Annotated in this window: 17 protein-coding genes; 15 read left to right on the top strand and 2 right to left on the bottom strand. The window is 72.4% G+C overall.

Annotation, left to right across the window (positions count from 1 at the left end; genetic code table 11):
- Window positions 1-62: 62 nt before the first annotated feature.
- A complete protein-coding gene (locus tag OHA72_RS23290) occupies window positions 63-833 on the bottom strand; it encodes a CDP-alcohol phosphatidyltransferase family protein (protein WP_327009892.1) in 771 nt (256 codons plus the stop codon).
- An 81-nt stretch (window positions 834-914) separates the two neighbouring features.
- Here OHA72_RS23290 and OHA72_RS23285 point away from each other — a divergent pair, with 81 nt between their 5' ends.
- The 13 genes from OHA72_RS23285 to OHA72_RS23225 all read left to right on the top strand — a co-directional run bounded on the left by OHA72_RS23285 (window position 915) and on the right by OHA72_RS23225 (window position 12,174).
- On the top strand, window positions 915-1,856 hold the full coding sequence (locus OHA72_RS23285) for a zinc-dependent alcohol dehydrogenase (protein ID WP_327009891.1): 942 nt from the start codon (window positions 915-917) through the stop codon (window positions 1,854-1,856).
- 2 nt (window positions 1,857-1,858) lie between these two features.
- Window positions 1,859-2,257, top strand: coding sequence for a 6-pyruvoyl trahydropterin synthase family protein (locus OHA72_RS23280; protein ID WP_327009890.1), 399 nt, complete (start codon window positions 1,859-1,861; stop codon window positions 2,255-2,257).
- Window positions 2,254-3,279 carry a glycosyltransferase family 4 protein gene (locus OHA72_RS23275; RefSeq protein WP_327009889.1) on the top strand — a complete coding sequence of 342 codons (1,026 nt, stop codon included), beginning with the start codon at window positions 2,254-2,256 and terminating at the stop codon, window positions 3,277-3,279. Before OHA72_RS23280 ends, OHA72_RS23275 begins: the two co-directional genes overlap by 4 nt.
- Before the next feature lie 530 nt (window positions 3,280-3,809).
- Entirely contained in the window at window positions 3,810-4,592 is a 783-nt protein-coding gene (locus OHA72_RS23270; RefSeq protein WP_327009888.1) for a class I SAM-dependent methyltransferase, read from the top strand.
- Window positions 4,593-4,653: 61 nt separating this feature from the next.
- On the top strand, window positions 4,654-5,586 hold the full coding sequence (locus tag OHA72_RS23265; RefSeq protein ID WP_327009887.1) for a lysylphosphatidylglycerol synthase transmembrane domain-containing protein: 933 nt from the start codon (window positions 4,654-4,656) through the stop codon (window positions 5,584-5,586).
- The gene (locus tag OHA72_RS23260; RefSeq protein ID WP_327011645.1) at window positions 5,582-6,208 is read left to right on the top strand and encodes a GTP cyclohydrolase II; all 627 of its coding nucleotides are present in this window, start codon (window positions 5,582-5,584) and stop codon (window positions 6,206-6,208) included. Before OHA72_RS23265 ends, OHA72_RS23260 begins: the two co-directional genes overlap by 5 nt.
- A 20-nt stretch (window positions 6,209-6,228) precedes the next feature.
- Complete coding sequence (locus OHA72_RS23255) at window positions 6,229-7,881, top strand: sulfatase-like hydrolase/transferase (RefSeq protein WP_327009886.1); 1,653 nt, start codon at window positions 6,229-6,231, stop codon at window positions 7,879-7,881.
- 14 nt (window positions 7,882-7,895) lie between these two features.
- A complete protein-coding gene (locus OHA72_RS23250; protein WP_327011644.1) occupies window positions 7,896-8,618 on the top strand; it encodes a RibD family protein in 723 nt (240 codons plus the stop codon).
- A complete protein-coding gene (locus OHA72_RS23245; protein ID WP_327009885.1) occupies window positions 8,618-9,358 on the top strand; it encodes an FkbM family methyltransferase in 741 nt (246 codons plus the stop codon). The genes OHA72_RS23250 and OHA72_RS23245 overlap by 1 nt, the downstream gene beginning before the upstream one ends.
- 541 nt (window positions 9,359-9,899) lie before the next feature.
- A complete protein-coding gene (locus tag OHA72_RS23240) occupies window positions 9,900-10,106 on the top strand; it encodes a helix-turn-helix domain-containing protein (protein WP_327009884.1) in 207 nt (68 codons plus the stop codon).
- A 9-nt stretch (window positions 10,107-10,115) separates the two neighbouring features.
- The gene (locus tag OHA72_RS23235; RefSeq protein ID WP_327009883.1) at window positions 10,116-10,457 is read left to right on the top strand and encodes a hypothetical protein; all 342 of its coding nucleotides are present in this window, start codon (window positions 10,116-10,118) and stop codon (window positions 10,455-10,457) included.
- Complete coding sequence (locus OHA72_RS23230; protein ID WP_327009882.1) at window positions 10,454-11,347, top strand: hypothetical protein; 894 nt, start codon at window positions 10,454-10,456, stop codon at window positions 11,345-11,347. Before OHA72_RS23235 ends, OHA72_RS23230 begins: the two co-directional genes overlap by 4 nt.
- Window positions 11,344-12,174 carry a hypothetical protein gene (locus OHA72_RS23225; protein ID WP_327009881.1) on the top strand — a complete coding sequence of 277 codons (831 nt, stop codon included), beginning with the start codon at window positions 11,344-11,346 and terminating at the stop codon, window positions 12,172-12,174. Before OHA72_RS23230 ends, OHA72_RS23225 begins: the two co-directional genes overlap by 4 nt.
- A 165-nt stretch (window positions 12,175-12,339) precedes the next feature.
- On the opposite strand, the gene OHA72_RS23220 is transcribed toward OHA72_RS23225, so the two are convergent.
- Window positions 12,340-15,072, bottom strand: a complete 2,733-nt coding sequence (locus OHA72_RS23220) for a PASTA domain-containing protein (RefSeq protein WP_327009880.1) — start codon at window positions 15,070-15,072, stop codon at window positions 12,340-12,342.
- A 98-nt stretch (window positions 15,073-15,170) separates the two neighbouring features.
- On the opposite strand from OHA72_RS23220, the gene OHA72_RS23215 reads away from it, so the two are divergent.
- Together OHA72_RS23215 and OHA72_RS23210 are read left to right on the top strand one after the other, a co-directional pair.
- Window positions 15,171-15,848: a hypothetical protein gene (locus OHA72_RS23215; protein WP_327009879.1), complete on the top strand. Its 678-nt coding sequence runs from the start codon at window positions 15,171-15,173 to the stop codon at window positions 15,846-15,848.
- A 101-nt stretch (window positions 15,849-15,949) separates the two neighbouring features.
- A complete protein-coding gene (locus tag OHA72_RS23210; protein ID WP_327009878.1) occupies window positions 15,950-16,207 on the top strand; it encodes a WXG100 family type VII secretion target in 258 nt (85 codons plus the stop codon).
- Window position 16,208: the final 1 nt, after the last annotated feature.

Genomic DNA, 16,208 nt, shown 5'->3' with positions numbered 1-16,208 from the left:
CCTCGCCGCCGCCGGGATCACGGTCGCGCGCACCGGCGTCCGCGCACCCCGCATGAAATCCCTTATGGAGCGATGGGTGCGGACCTGCCGGCGGGGAACTGCTCGACCGGCCACTGATCCTCAACCACATGCCGCCTGACCTTGGGGACGCGGCGCGCCCACAGCCACACGACATCGCGGCCGAACGACTCCACCAGCAGCGCCAACGCGATCATCAGCGCGGCCACCATCAGCGGCAACGCAATGACGCCGGCACTCGCGGACACGAGCACAACACCCTGGGTCGCGGCAACGACCTTTCGCCAGTACCGCGGCGGGAGCGTCGCCTGCATCCACGGCAGTAACCACGTTGCGACGACGAAAACGTAGCGCATCAGCCCGATCGCGAGCACCCACGCGCCGACCTGGTGCGCGGCGTGGAGGCTCAGCACGAGCAGCAGCGAGGCGTCGACCTCCATGTCGAAGCGCGCGCCCAGCGCTGACACGGTGCCGGTCCGCCGTGCGACCTGACCGTCGACGCCGTCCAGCACAAGAGCAACGATCGTCAGGATGACCAGCAGCCGTACCGGGACCGGCTGGTCGAACGAGTCCGCGGTCAGCGCGGCCACGCCGCCGACGAGCACCGCCCGGGTGAGCGTCACCCAGTCGGCAGGACCGAGGTGGAGCGCACCCGAGCGGTGCATGCCCCACGTGAGCAGGCCGCACAGCGCGGCACCGTAGGTCAGCCCGACCAGCCAGCCGGCGCCGCCGAGGCCGGCCGTCTCGCCGAGGCCGGCCAGCAGGACAAACTGGGCGAGAAACCCGATTGCCGGACCGGTTCGAACCGTTTGCACCGTGCCTCCGTGACATGATGTGCGACCTTGCTCTGGGATACGTCAACGACAACGATTTGGTTCAAGGGTTGGTGGTAGTGGATGCCGACAGCGCGTGCCTTCTGGGTCCGCGAGCCGGGCGCGGGCGAGATCCGGCCCGTGACGCTGCCTGTACCCGGCCCGGATGAGGTGCTCGTGCGCACACGGTTCTCCGGCGTCAGCCGGGGCACCGAAACGCTCGTGTTCTCCGGACGCGTGCCGGCGAGCCAGTACGCCGTGATGCGCGCGCCGTTCCAGGAAGGTGACTTCCCCGGGCCGGTGAAGTACGGCTACCTCAACGTCGGGCAGCTCGACGACGGTCGGTTCGTGTTCTGCCTGTACCCACATCAGAGCGCCTACGTGGTGCCGGTCAGCGCCGTGCACGTGCTACCCGACGGCGTACCGCCCACACGTGCCGTCCTGGCCGGAACCGTGGAGACGGCAGTGAACGCATTGTGGGACGCCACCCCACGGGTTGGTGACCGGGTGACGGTCGTGGGTGCCGGCGCGGTCGGCTGCTGCGTCGCAAGGCTGGTCGCCGGGCTTCCCGGCGTGCACGTGCAGCTCGTCGACGTGGATACAGCACGCGAAACCGTGGCCGGCGCGCTGGGCGTCGAGTTCGCCACGCCGGAGACCGCCGACCGGCGCCGGGATCTCGTGATCCATGCCAGCGCGACATCCGAGGGACTCCAGTGTGCGCTGGACCTCCTCGCGCCCGAGGGCACGGTGGTCGAGCTGAGCTGGTACGGTGACCGGCCGGTCGGCATAGGGCTCGGCGGCGCGTTCCACTCCGGCCGGTTGACGATCCGCAGCAGCCAGGTCGGCACCGTTGCCCACCCGCGCCGTACGTTCGCCGAGCGGATGGCGCTTGCCCTGGAGCTGTTGCGCGACCCCGCGTTCGACGCGCTGATCGCCGGCGAGTCGCGCTTCGATGACCTACCTGACGTGTTCGCCGCGGGCAACCTTCCCGCGTTGTGCCATCTCATCACCTATGGCGGGGAATGACCATGTTCAGTGTGACCGTTCGTGATCACATGATGATCGCCCACAGCTTCCGCGGCGAGGTGTTCGGCCCCGCGCAGCGCCTCCACGGTGCGACCTATGTCGTCGACGCCACATTCTGCCGGGAGGATCTCGACGAGGACGGCCTGGTCGTGGACATCGGGTGCGCCCGGGACGAGCTGGCCGCCGTCGTCGGTGAGCTGAACTACCGCAATCTCGACGACGTCGAGGTGTTCGCCGGGCAGAACACCTCGACCGAGGTGCTCGCCCGGTTCGTTGCCGACCGCCTCGCCGATCGCGTCGAGGCGGGCAACTTCGGCGGCAACGCCCGCGGACTGTCCGCCATCAAGGTCACCCTGCACGAGTCGCATGTCGCGTCGGCGGCCTACGAGCGGTCCCTGTGAAGCTCGTTCATGTCGTGCTGCCCAACGACATCGACGATCCGGCGACGCCGAGCGGCGGCAACACCTACGACCGCGAGGTGTGCGACGGCCTGGCCGCCGCGGGGTGGACGGTGCGGGAGCATGCGGTGCCCGGGACGTGGCCCGAGCTGGGTGCCGATTCGCGGGCCGGCCTCGCGAGGGTCCTCGCAGCCGTGCCGGACGGCGCCCTGGTCCTGCTCGACGGTCTGATCGCCTCGGTTGTTCCGGCGGTACTCCGCGAGCACGCGCAACGCCTCCGCCTCGTCGTGCTGGTGCACATGCCGCTCGACAACGAGCGGGAACGCGAGGCACTGGTCACTGCGCGCGCGATCGTCACCACGAGCAGTTGGACACGGCGGCGCCTCATGGAGTCCTACGCGCTGCCCGGTGACCGGGTTCACGCCGCGCCGCCCGGTGCCCGTCCGGCGCCGCTCGTGCCTGGCTCCGGGGCCGGCACGGCGCTGCTGTGCGTGGCAGCCGTCACCCCGCACAAGGGCCACGACCGGCTCGCCGAGGGGCTCGCCAAGGTCGCCGACCTGCCCTGGCACTGCGTCTGCGTCGGCTCCCTCGATCGCGACCCGGCGTTCGTCGACCGGCTCCGCCGGCAGCTTGCAGCCGACGGCATCCAGGATCGGGTCGTGCTGGCCGGCCCGCGCACCGGGGCCGAGCTCACGGCCGCCTACGCCGGCGCCGACCTGCTCCTGCTCGCCTCGCACGGTGAGACCTACGGCATGGTGGTCACCGAGGCGCTCGCGCGCGGGACACCGGTACTGGCGACCGCGGTCGGCGGGGTGCCCGAAGCACTCGGGCGCGCGCCGGACGGTTCCCTGCCCGGCCTCCTCGTCGACGCCGGCGGGCTCGCCGACGCGCTGCGCCGCTGGCTCAGCGAACCCGAGCTCCGGCAGGCGCTGCGCCGGTCCGCGACTGCGCGCCGAGCCACGCTCGCCGGCTGGGCGGACACGTCCGCGCGGGTTTCCCGAGTGTTGATGGAGGTACCGTCATGAGCGGGCCGGAGCGCAGCGGAGGAGCCGCTCATCAGGAGCGCAGTGTCAGCTCAGGCCGACGCCGGAGCGCAGCGGAGGTGGCGGCATGAGCGGGCCGGAGCGCAGCGGAGGAGCCGCTCATCCGGAGCGCAGTGTCAGCTCAGGCCGACGCCGGAGCGCAGCGGAGGTGGCGGCATGAGCGGGCCGGAGCGCAGCGGAGGAGCCGCTCATCCGGAGCGCAGTGTCAGCTCAGGCCGACGCCGGAGCGCAGCGGAGGTGGCGGCATGAGCGGGCCGGAGCGCAGCGGAGGAGCCGCTCATCAGGAGCGCAGTGTCAGCTCAGGCCGACGCCGGAGCGCAGCGGAGGAGGCGGCATGAGCGGGCCGGAGCGCAGCGGAGGAGCCGCTCATCAGGAGCGCAGTGTCAGCTCAGGCCGACGCCGGAGCGCAGCGGAGGAGGCGGCATGAGCGGGCCGGAGCGCAGCGGAGGAGCCGCGAATCAGGAGCGCAGTGTCAGCTCAGGCCGACGCCGGAGCGCAGCGGAGGTGGCGGCATGAGCCGCGTGACACCCGAATGGCTGGCGCTGCGGGAGCCGGCCGACGCCGCAGCGCGGTCGGTCGAGCTCGTCGAACTGCTCCGGGCCCGCCTCGTGGGAAGCCCGGACCTCGTCATCCACGACCTCGGCGCCGGCACCGGCTCCATGGGGCGCTGGCTGGCACCGCTGCTGCCCGGTCCGCAGCACTGGGTGCTCCACGACCGCGACGCAGACCTGCTGGAGCGGGCGGAGATCGGCCAGCGCGAGACGGTACAGATCCGGCAAAGCGACATCACCAGGCTGACGAGGGACGACCTGGACGGCGCTCACCTGATCACCGCGTCGGCGCTCCTGGACATGTTCACCGCCGACGAGGTCGAGCGGGTGGTCGCGGCGTGCGCCGGGTTTCCGACGCTGTTCACGATCTCGGTGATCGGCCGGATCGAGCTGGACCCGCCGGACCCGCTGGACGCGGCGATCATGGAGGCGTTCAACGCGCACCAGCGCCGCACCGCCGGCGGCAGGACGCTGCTCGGGCCGGACGCGGTCGAGGCGACGGTCAAGGCGTTCGGCCGGCACGGCATCGAGGTGCTCGTCCGGCCCAGTCCCTGGCGCCTCGGATCCGAGCACGCAACCCTGACGGCCGAGTGGTTCCGCGGATGGCTGGGCGCGGCGTGCGAACAGGAACCGGGCCTGATCGGGCCGGCGGAGCAGTACGGTCGTCGCCGGCTCGCCGAGGCGGCAGCGGGACAGCTCGGGGTCGTGGTGCACCACGAGGACCTCCTCGCCGGCGGCGAATGAACCCCTGGCTTTCAGCGTGCGTACACCTCGGACAGGAGATCCCTGTCGTGAAGGAGGTCCGGTGCCGCGGTCGATCCGGTCCTGGGTACACCCGCTCGCCGGGGTCGGTATCCTCGCCGCCCTGCTGTGGCGGCTGGGCACCGGCCCATTTGTCGCCGGGCTGCGCCTGATCGACGCCCACGCGCTCGGTGCGGCGCTCGGCATCGGCGTGCTGACCACGTGGGCATGCGCCTGGCGCTGGAGCCTGGTCGCCGGCGGCCTCGGGGTGCGGCTGCCGCTGCACACCGCGGTCGCCCACTGCTACCGCGCCACGTTCCTGAACGCGACGCTCCCGGGTGGTGTGCTCGGTGACGTCCACCGCGCGATGCGGCACGGCAAGGACTCCGGCGACGTGAGCCGCGGCATCCGCGCGGTCGTGTGGGAGCGCGCCGCCGGTACGGTCATCTCGGTGCTCCTGGCGACCGTGGTGCTGCTGGCGTTCCCGTCGCCGATCCGCCGGTACCTGCCGATCGTGGTCGCGCTGGCGGTGCTCGCGTCGCTCGTCGCCGTGCTGCTGGCCCGGTTCGTGCCCGAGCGCGGCCCGGCGCGCTGGTTGCGTGCGCTTCGTACCGCGAAGACCGACATCCGCGACGGGCTGATCGCCCGGCGCAGGTGGGTCGGTGTCCTCCTGGCCACCGCCGTGGTCCTCGCCGGCAACCTCGCGACGTTTCTGGTGGCGGCGCGCACGGCCGGCGCGACGGCACCGCTGTCCCAGCTGGTGCCGCTGACGTTGCTGGCCCTGCTGGCCATGGTGCTGCCGGCGAACGTGGGCGGCTTCGGTCCGCGCGAGGGCGTCGCCGCATGGGCGTTCAGTGCCGCCGGCCTGAGCGCCACCCAGGGTGTCGCGACCGCGATGGTGTACGGCGCGCTGGCACTCGTGTCGACCCTGCCCGGAGCCGCTGTGCTGGTGCTTGCCCGGCGCGCTCGTGACCGTCCTAAGGAGACCCGTGATTGACTTCCCGTCTGCCGCAGTCCGCACCGAGGTGACATTGCCGCTCCGGTTTCCCGACGGGTTCGTCACCACCGCGCGCGTCTTCACGTTCCATGGTCTCGTCGACGCACGGGAGCACCTCGCGTTCGGCCTCGGCCGGCTGACCGACGGCCGGGTGCCGCTCGTCCGCCCGCACAGCGAATGCCTGACCGGTGACGTGTTCGGCAGCCAGCGCTGCGACTGCGGCCCGCAGCTGCGCGAGGCCGTCGAGCGTATCGCCGACGTAGGTGGCTATCTGCTGTACCTGCGGCAGGAGGGGCGCGGCATCGGCCTGTACACCAAACTCGACGCGTACGCGTTGCAGGACACCGGACTGGACACCTACGAGGCCAACCTGGCGCTGGGGCACCGGGAGGACGAGCGCGACTACACCGCCGCGGCGCAGATGCTCAGCGCGCTCGGCGCCGACCGCATCGCGTTGCTCAGCAACAATCCGGACAAGACCGACCAGCTCAGCAGGCTCGGGGTGACGGTGACCGAATGCGTGCCGACGGGCGTGTACCGGTCGCCGGCGAACGTCGGTTACCTGGCGGCGAAGGCGACCAGGGCCGCTGCCCGGCTCGCCGTGTCACCGTTCGGGGGATGACGACGGCAATGAAGATACCGATGAAGACGCTGCAGCGGATCCCGTGGCGCCGCGACGCCGAGGCAGGCCCGGTGCGGCCTCGCGGGACCGGCCGGGCCAGGGCGGTGCTCGCGTGGACGGCGACGGCGCTCGCCGCGCTGCTGGTGCTCGTCGCGCTCGCGGCGCCGAACCAGCTGGGCCGGCCGTTCGTCCGCATTCCGGTGGAGGCGCTGCCCGGCGTCGCCGTCGTACTCCTGCTGCCCGGACGCGCGCGGCGGATCGGCGCCGTCGTCGCCGGCGTGGCCCTGGCGCTGCTGAGCATCCTGAAGCTGCTCGACATGGGCTTCTTCGCGACGTTCGCGCGGCCGTTCGACCCGATGCTCGACTGGCGGCTGTTCGGGCCCGCGGTCGAGGTGCTCTCCGACTCGATCGGCCGGCCGGGAGCGATCGGCGCGGTCATCGGTGTCGTCGTGCTCATCCTCGGACTGCTCGTCCTCGTGCCGCTGGCCGTCCTCCGCCTCACCGGCATCCTGGTGCGGCACCGCGCCGTGAGCATCCGCACCGTGGCGTGGCTCGGCTGCGCGGTGTTCGGTGCGCAGGTCGTCGCCGGCCTGCCGGTGGCCGTCACCAACGCCGCCGGTCCGGCGTATGACCATCTGCGCCTGGTACAGGAGGATTTCGGGGACCGCAGGGCGTTCGCGGCCGAGGCGTCGGTCGACGCGTTCCGCGACTCGCTCGGCCCGCAGCTGCTCACCGCGTTGCGGGGCAAGGACGTCGTCTTCACGTTCGTCGAGAGCTACGGGCGCGACGCGGTGGAGAACCCGGAGTACGCGCCGCAGGTCAACGCCGTGCTCGACGCGGGGACGCGGCAGCTCGACGCGGCCGGGTTCGGCTCGCGCAGCGCGTTCCTCACGTCGGCGGCCACCGGTGGCGGCAGCCATCTGGCGCACTCGACGCTGCAGTCCGGGCTGTGGATCGACAACCAGCAGCGCTACCTGCAGCTCACGTCGAGCACCCGTTTCACGCTGAGCACCGCGTTCAAGCGCGCGGGCTGGCGCACGGTCTGCTTCGCGCCGGCCAACACCCGCGCCTGGCCGGAGGGCCGGATCTACGGCTACGACAGGATCTACGACTCCCGGGACATGGGGTACCGCGGCCCGACGTACGCCATGTCCTCGATCCCCGACCAGTACACGGTCTCGGCCTTCCAGCGCCTCGAACGGACCGCGCCGAACCGCCCGCCGCTCTTCGCCGAGATCGACCTGCTGTCCAGCCACGCGCCGTGGACGCCCGTCCCCCGGCTCGTCGACTACAGTGGCATCGGTGACGGCTCCACGTTCGGTGGCGGTGGCCAGAACGGCGTCCTGGACCGCACCGGCGCCCAGGTCCGGGCCGACTACCGGCAGACCATCGAATACTCGCTCGGCGTGCTCATCTCCTACGTGCAGACGTACGGCGACGACGGTCTCGTGATGGTCTTCCTCGGCGACCACCAGCCGGCGCCCGTCATCACCGGCGAGAACGCCAGCCGCGACGTACCGATCACGATCGTCGCCCGCGACCCGGCCGTGCTGGAGCGGATCTCCGGCTGGGGCTGGCAGGACGGCCTCAGACCCGACCCGCAGGCTCCGGTCTGGAAGATGGACGCGTTCCGCGACCGGTTCCTGACCGCCTTCGGGCCTCTGAGCCGATGAGCACCGGGCCTGCCATGCTCCCCGGCGTGGCATCTGCGAGAGAACGACCGTACGTGCTGCTGAGCTGCGCGATGTCGATCGACGGCTACATCCACGACGCCACCGAGACGCGGCTGCTGCTGTCCAACGACGCCGACCTCGACCGGGTCGACGCCGAACGGGCCGGCTGCGACGCGATCCTCGTCGGCGCGCACACGATCCGCCAGGACAACCCGCGGTTGCTCGTACGCTCCCCGGACCGGCGCGCCGCGCGCACCGCCCGGGGCCTGCCACCGTCACCGGCGAAGGTCACGCTCACCGCGCACGGCGACCTCGACCCGGTCGCGGCGTTCTTCACCGCCGGAGACGCCGACAAGATCGTCTACTGCGCCTCGCCGGTCGTGGAACAGGTGTGTGCCCGGCTCGGCCGGGTCGCGACGGTCGTCGACGCCGGTAACCTGATCGACCTGTACGACCTGCTCACCGACCTCGCCGAGCGGGGCATCCGGCGGCTGATGGTCGAGGGCGGCAGCAGCATGCACACGCAGTTCCTCACCGCCGGGCTGGCCGACGAGGCGCAGCTGGTCGTCGCACCGTTCTTTGTCGGCAACTCCAAGGCGCCGCGCTTCGTCGGCGACGGCGACTTCCCGTGGAACGCCGGGCGCCGCGCCACGCTCGTGGACGTCCAGCAGATCGAGGAAGTGGTGTTGCTGCGGTACGCGCTGAGCGACCGCTACGGTGCTCGAGGAGGTCTGTGATGTTCAGCCGGGCTTGGGGGATCGGGCGGTCCCTGGCCATGTACCACGGCATACCGGGCCGGCACCGGAAGATGGTCCGCTTCTACAGCGAGTTCCTCGGGCCGGGCGACATCGGCTTCGACATCGGCGCCCACGTGGGCAGCCGGGTGCGCGCGTGGCGCAAGCTCGGCGCGAACGTGATCGCGATCGAGCCGCAGCCGGACTGCCTGAAGGTATTACGCCTGTTCTTCGGCCGGGCCGATGACGTCACGATCGTGCCGAGCGCGGTCGGCGCCCGGCCCGGGACGGCCCACCTGGCCCTGTCCAGCGCCACCCCGACCGTCTCCTCGATGTCCTCCTCGTGGAGGGAAACGGTCGGCGAGGACCGCAGCTTCGCCCGCGTACGCTGGGACCGCTCGATCGAGGTCGAGGTGGTGACGCTCGACGACCTGATCGCGAAGCACGGCGAGCCGGCGTTCTGCAAGATCGACGTCGAGGGCTTCGAGCTCGACGTGCTGTCCGGCCTGAGCACGCCGTTGCGCGCGCTGTCGTTCGAATACCTGCCGTTCGCGCACGACGCGACGGTCGCCGTGCTGGATCTGGTGCAGCGGCTCGGCCCGTACCGCTACAACTACTCGCCGATCGAGACGATGCGCTTCGCCAGCGACCGCTGGCTGGACGCCGCCGACCTGATGCGCCTGCTGCACCGGTTCCGCCCGCTCGGCCGCTCCGGCGACGTCTACGCCCGCCTCGAACGTTAGTTGGATGAGGGAGTGCTCAGATGGTGAGCCCTCCCTCGAACCGGCTCCCCGGCGGAGCGGACCGACCTGGCACGCGGCCTCACCACGTTTCCGGTGCGACCACTGAGATGGCATATACGCCAAGCACTACGAACTGCTCCGGACGGCATTCCGCCACCGCCGGGGAGCCCGAGCACGAGGTGACATTGAGCGTCGACCGACGACCGACGGCGGTCGAGGAGGTAGCGCTCGCCGAAGGCGACAGCCAGGCCCGGGCACTGGCGGTGGAGGGTGAACTCGGCGGCCGCTTCATATGCTGCGTCCTAGGAGGTCCACATGACGAATCCTGAACTGATCGACCGGCTGATCGAGGAGGCGGCACAAGCGCCTGACTGGCGCAGCGGCTGTGCCCGTCCAGGGTGCAACAGCCTCGGATGGACTGTCACCGGCTGACCTCGCTTCCGGGGTTCGCCGCCGCTGCCACTCCTGCGCCGCGTTCGAGCCGGCAACCTCGATGTCAACGCCCAACTCTTCCTCGGTCTCCCGCACGGCCGTCTCCGCGATGTACTCGCCGAAGCTTCCCGAAGCGATGGAACAGCTCAGCATGAGCCGCAGCGTCATCTACGAGCAGATCCGCGCCGGACGGCTCCGCACCGTCACCCAGGGACGCACGCGGCTCGTGCCGGGCACCGCGATTGCCGACTACGTGGCTCTTGGAGCGCGACCATGGCGAGGGCTTCCCATTTCCCCGGCACCGGTGCGCGCCTAGCGTCGAACTGTGCGGCAGATGAGCTTCTCCGATGTGTCGACCAGCGGCTCCGTGCCTGGTCTGGGCGCCTATCCGGCCGGTGACGCCGAAGCGATCCGGGCCACCGCGGCCGCGCTCCGGCGGGTGGCGGGAACGCTCGGGGTGGTGCCCCAGCCGAGCGTCGGCGGGTGGCAGTCGCCGGCCGCCTCGCGTATCCGCGCCCAGCTCACCGGCGCCGCTGCCGCCGCCCACCGGCATGCCGGTGAGGTGCGTGGCAGCGCCGACGCGCTGGAGCGGGCCGCTGACACCCTCGAAGCCGATCAACGGCAGTGGCGTCTGGCGAAGTGGCGAATGGAGCTGGCCGAGCAATGAGCGCAACCATGACCGTCGACGCCGCCGCGATGCGGGTCGCCATCCCTGCCGTCACGGCGCTGCTCAACACCCTCGACAGCGCGATCGCCGGCCTCGGCGGCATCGACGTGCCCGCCGGCGTGCCACCGGCGATCGGTGCGCGGGTGCGGCACACCGTGGCCGCCGCGGAGCGGGAGTTGCGCGCCGCCGCGCGGCGCCTCGACGGCATCCCCGACGAGCTGCTGCGCCGCGTCTCCGCCGCGCAGTTCGCCGAGTCGCCGGCCCTGCAGGCGGCCGGTTTCAGCCTGCCGCTGCTGACGTTCTACGCCAAGTCGTTCTCGATCCCGGAGCTCACGGGTGCGGGTGCGGCCGGCACCGCGTTCGGTGGCCTGTTCCGGCAGATGCGTGCCGGCGGCGGACCGCTGACCTGGGACGCGTTCCGGGCCGAGTACGCGCGGCTCGGGGCGGCGACCAAGGGCGCCGGCGCGGCGGGGAAACTCGGCGCGCTCAGCCGGGGCGCGGGACGGGCCCTCGTCGGCGTCGACGCGGCGGTGACGGGCTATTCGAACCTTCGCAACCCGTACCTCACCGGCACTCAGAAAGTCACCCGGACCGCGGCTTCGGTGGCGGCGGACGCGGCCGTCGCCGGTGGGGCGGGCGCGATGGGCTCGGCGGCCGCGGCGGCGATGTTCGGCACCGCCGCCGGTGGTCCCGCCGGCGCGGTCATCGCCTTCGGGGCCGTGATGGCGTGGGACTTCGCCGACAGCAAGCTGCACATCTCCGACAAGGTCGGCGACGCGGCAGCCGACGCGGTCGACGCCGTGGGCGATGCGGCCGGGTCGGTCGTCAAGGGCGCCGGCGCGAAGGCCAAGGGCGCGATCGAGGGCGCCGGCGACCTCCTGGGCCTGTGACGGACTGGGAGCGCGTGCCGGGTCCTGCCGCGGTCGTCCGCGTCGCGCTGCCCGCCGGCGTGGCACGCACCGCGCCGCTGGCAGACATCGTCGCCGACGCGACGGCCGGGCTGGCCGCGCGCTTCGCCGCCGTGCGAGCGATCCACGCCGAGACCTCGGGTCGCATTGTGCATCTGGTACATGCCGCGACGGCCCCTGACGGCGAGGGCATCGTGGTCGAGACCCGGCTGGACCGCGAGGGGGCGGTGTTCAGCTGGGTCTCGCCCATGCACCGTTACCTCGCCGACCGCGCGGCCGCCCGGCGGGCGATGGCGGGTCGCCGGGCACGTGCGGGCGCCGAGCCTGCGGACCGGGACGGCGTACCGCTCGCCGAGGCTTGGCTGGAGCTCGACGGCGCGGTGCTCGCCGCCCGCCGATGCGGCCCCCTCGCAGCATGCGGTACGACGCTGCCGGCGTCGACGTTGCCCGCGCTGCTCGCCGAGGCGGTGGGCCTGTCGCCCCGCCCGGCTCCGGAGCGGGTGGAGCTGGCGCTCGGCTCGCGGGACGACCTTGACGGCTTCGCCCGCTGGCGGCTGGACTGGCTCGTGGGCCGCAGCGACACGACGCAACCCGCCGACGGCGACTGGTCGGCGGCGCACGTCTCGGCCGCCGGGACCTTGGAGGTCGTCGACCGCGGGCCCGCGTACCCGTTGCTCCGCGTCCTGGACGAGCTGCCCGGTCCGTTGGCCGCCGACGCCGCGGAAGCGGACCCGACCGGCGGCTGCGTCGGCATCGTGGCGATCACCCCGGCCGAGGTCTTCGCCCTCCTGGCCGCCCTGGCCAGCTGAACGCGCCGGCGCAGCCCCCCGACGGCAGCGCACGGCGATCAACGCACCGTATGACAGGGACCGCAGCCGGTACTGGACCGCAGGTCACTGCCGGGTACTCGCCGGGTGGTGCGGTGAACGACGAGCCCCGCCTGCGGCGTCGCCGGAGGCGGGGCTTGAGCCCGTTCACCACACGCAGCCGAGCAGCTCCCCGAGTGACGGGTCCGCCGGTGCCTGGCTCGTGATGCCGTAGAACCGTGGCACACCGGCGTTCCAGGTCCGGTAGATCGCCCTGCCGCCGCGGGCGCAGTCGAAGAAGACGGCGGCTTCGGAGCGGTCGAATCCGGGGTATGACTCGACCCGGGAGTAGAAGTGGTTCGTGGAGATGCCGTTGCAGCTCGTGCCGCCCGTGGTGCAGCTGAAGCCGTGGATCGCCAACCCGCCCGGCAGCGCCGTGCCCGGCGCGTACGCCAGACCGACCTGGAACTGCTGCCGGCCGTAGCCGGCCGGGATGTTGCCCTCGGCGCGCAGGACCCAGACGTTCAACGAGTTGTGCTGGTAGATCCAGTAGTTGACCAGGCCCCAGGGTGAGTAGTGGATGGTCACCCGCGTGCCGATCGGCACGGTGCCGGGCTGCGGGTCCTGGCCGAAGACGACGTTCGTGGAGGGGTTCGGCTCCTCGGCCCGCGCGCATTCCAGCGCCTGCGCGGCCAGGGCGGCGCAGGCCGCGTCCGGGGCCATCTTCGTCACGTCGGGCAGGGTCGTGTCCGAGCTGTAATAGGTCAGGGTGACCGGCCGCCGGACCGCCTGCACCGTGCCCGGTGCCGGGCTCTGGGCGTAGACGATGCCGGGCTGCTGGCCGGTGCCCGCGGCGCTGCGACCGACGGCCCGCACGCAGGCGAACCCGTCCGCCTCGACCGCCGCGCACGCCGCGTCGATCGGCAGGCCGGTGTACGTGCCGACGGCGGCGTCGCCGGCGAAGACCGTGACGGTGACCGTGTCGCCGGTGGCCGCGACCGTGCCGACCGGCGGGTTCTGCCCGTAGACGGCGCCGGGGACCTGGCCCGCGCGCGTGGCGGGCACACCCACGACGACCACGCATCGCATCTTGTACTGCTGCACCCGCTGGCATGCCTCGCCCTGCGTCTGACCGGTCAGGTCCGGCAGGGCGATCGTCACCGGGAACGTGATCGTCACAGTGGCGTTGCGATCGGCGGGCCGGTCCGCCGCCGGGTTCTGGGCGGTGACGCGCTCCAGCAGGTCGGGCGAGGCGACCGGCGCGGTCCGGTCCGGCCGCTCGGCGCAGGTCAGCTTGGCCGCCCGCACGGCACGGCAGGCGTCGGACCGCGACAGGCCGGCCAGGGTGGGTGTCCGCACCGGCGACACGTATCGCACGACGACCCGGGAATTGACCGGGACCTGGGTGCCGGCCGGCGGGTCCGTGCCCTTCACGCTGCCGGTGGCGCCCCCGGTGGTGCCGTCCGCGACCGGCCCGCAGCGCAGCTTCAGCTCGACCAGCCGCGCGCAGGCATCCTTGTAGTTGGTGCCCGCGGCGAAGCTCGGCACGGCGACCTTCTCCGCGGACGGCGTCCCGCCAGGGGCGGGCTGCGAGCCGGTGTCGCCCGGGTTCGCGCCCTGACCGGTCGTGGTGTCGCCGGTGTTCTGCGACTGGGAGTCGGTCACGTCCGGGCTGGCGCCCTTGTCGACGTAGTGTTCGTGGCCGTCGGCGTCGATGAGCAGCGCACGCTGGTCGTACTGGTTGTTGGCCCACACCCGCCCGCCGGTGACCTCCAGCGTGAAGCGGCCCTTGCGGCCCGGCACCTCCAGCGGCTTGGCGTCGGCGCGGCCGGTCTTCAGGTTGACCCGCAGCAGGACCGATCTGGTGTACTCGGGGACGTACGCCCACGTGTCGAGGACGACGGGTGCGCCGAGCTGGGCACCCGCCGTGAGCGGCAGGTCCACGGTGCTCAGGTGTCTGGTGCGCGGGTCCAGCGCGCCGAGCCTGCCCGAACGCGGATCGACGGCGATGGCGTACCGCCCGGCGCCGCGCCACGACCCGGTGAGCAGATTGTTGCCGGTGACGCCGATCGGGCCGAGCAGCCGGGGCGCGTCACCGTCGACGGCGTAGGCGCTGCCCGGCTGCGTCACGACGACGGGGTGGCCGTCGGCGACGGTGATCCCGGCCGGTGCCTCGCCCAGGTGGACGGTCCGTTTCGCCTGCCCGGCCAGCACCTCGATGACGTCGCCCTTGCCGGTCAGGACCCAGGCGGACTCGCCGGCGGGCACCACGGCGAGGATGCCGTCGGCGACGCGGACGGGCGCCGTGGCGGGCTGACCGGGCCCGGGGATCACGGTGACGGTGCCGTCGGCGGTGTTCACCAGGTACCCGTCGCGGCTGGTGGCGATCGGCTCGACCTGCCCAGCGGCGGGCGGCAGGCTCGTCGCGGCCGGCGCGGCGGACGCACTGCCGGTCGGCTTCGAAGGCGCGGTAGCGGTGGGGGCAGCGGCGGTGGGGGTGGTGACAGCGGACGGCGTGACCGGGACCGGCGCGCCACCGGGCGTCAGGGTGGCCGCGTCGAGGTACGTCACCGTGCCCGTCTTCTTGTTCACCACGGCGAGCCGGCCGTCGGGCAGCCGCACCGTCTGCAGTTCCTCCGATCCGGTGGCCAGCTGCATGGCGACCTCCGCGTCCGACCGGCCGGACTCGCCGTTGACGTGGACCACGGTGTGGCCGCGGGCCAGGAAGGCGGAGCCGTCGCCGAGCGCGGGCCGCGTGACCGTGTACCCGACGCCGAGCCCGGCGGCGAGCGTACCCGCGCCGACCGCGACGGTCAGCAGCGCGCTGCCGACCCGGGTCACCGGGCGTCGGGGCATGCGCCGGGGCATGCGCAGGAGGATGATGCGGAGCCATTGAGGCATGGAAAACCCTTCGCCGCTTGGTGCCGCGTGCCCCGACAGGTTACAAAGTGCGTCAGGCGGGTGCATTGGCAACTCGTCCCCAATGCGGAGGGAGCGCCGTGGCGGATCTTGTGGTCACGAGCAAAGCCGGAGTGACGCACAGCGTGCCCGCGGGGGGCACGCTGACGTTCGGTCGCGCGACCAGCTGCACGGTCTGCCTGCACCCCGAGGACGGCGGGATCTCCCGCATCGCCGGGCAGGTCACGCAGGTCGGCGACGTCTGGTTCGTCACGAACCGCAGCGGGAGCCGGCCGCTGGCGCTCGTGGACCGGTTCGGGCTGCGCCGCGTGCTCGGCCCCGGGGAACGCAACCCCGTCGAGGGACGCATCCGGGTGCTCGTCGACGGTTCCCTCGGCAGCCACGAGCTGGTCCTGGCGGGGCCGGAGCCGGACGGCGCCGATGCCGGCGAGGACGGCATGGTCACGGGCCTGCCGACCGTTGCCGGGGCGGGTGTGATCGTCAACGACGCGGACCGTCTCGCCCTCGTCGCGATGTTCGCCGGCTACCTGCTGGAGGGCGACCGCTACGACCCGGTACCCCGCCCGTACGGCGCCGCCGCCAAGCGACTGGGCTGGGAGCGCACGACGCTGATCAAGCGGATCGAGTACCTACGGGCCCGGCTCACCAAGGCCGGCGTGCCCAACCTGCAGGGCTTCACCGCGTTGCAGGGCCTCGCCGAGTACGTGCTCACCAACCGCATCATCACCCCGGCGGACCTCGTGCGGATCGGTCTGTAATCGGCCTGTAGCTGCCGGATTGGGGAGTGCTTCCGATATCGGGACCGGTGCCGCGGCGCCTAGGTTCGGGTCGTTCGCAACCGATCCCAGGAGGACGCCCGATGATCAAGGCCGAGCTCTCCCAGCTGGAAACCCTGTCCCGGCGGCTGCACACCTGCAGCGGCGAGGTCGACGACCTCAAGCGGGCCCTGACCACACTGATCGGCACCACGACGTGGACCGGCGGCGCCTCCGACCGGTTCCGGCACGCGTGGGAGTCGCAGTTCCGCCCGGCGCTCGACGCGCTGGCCCGGGAGCTGACGAACGCCTCGCACGAGGTCGACCGCCGCAAGGTCGCCATCGACCACGCCGCGAACTGAC

Origin of the sequence: Dactylosporangium sp. NBC_01737, from assembly GCF_035963215.1 — a bacterium.
GTDB lineage: Bacteria > Actinomycetota > Actinomycetes > Mycobacteriales > Micromonosporaceae > Dactylosporangium.
This window is presented reverse-complemented; position numbering and strand designations above follow the sequence as displayed.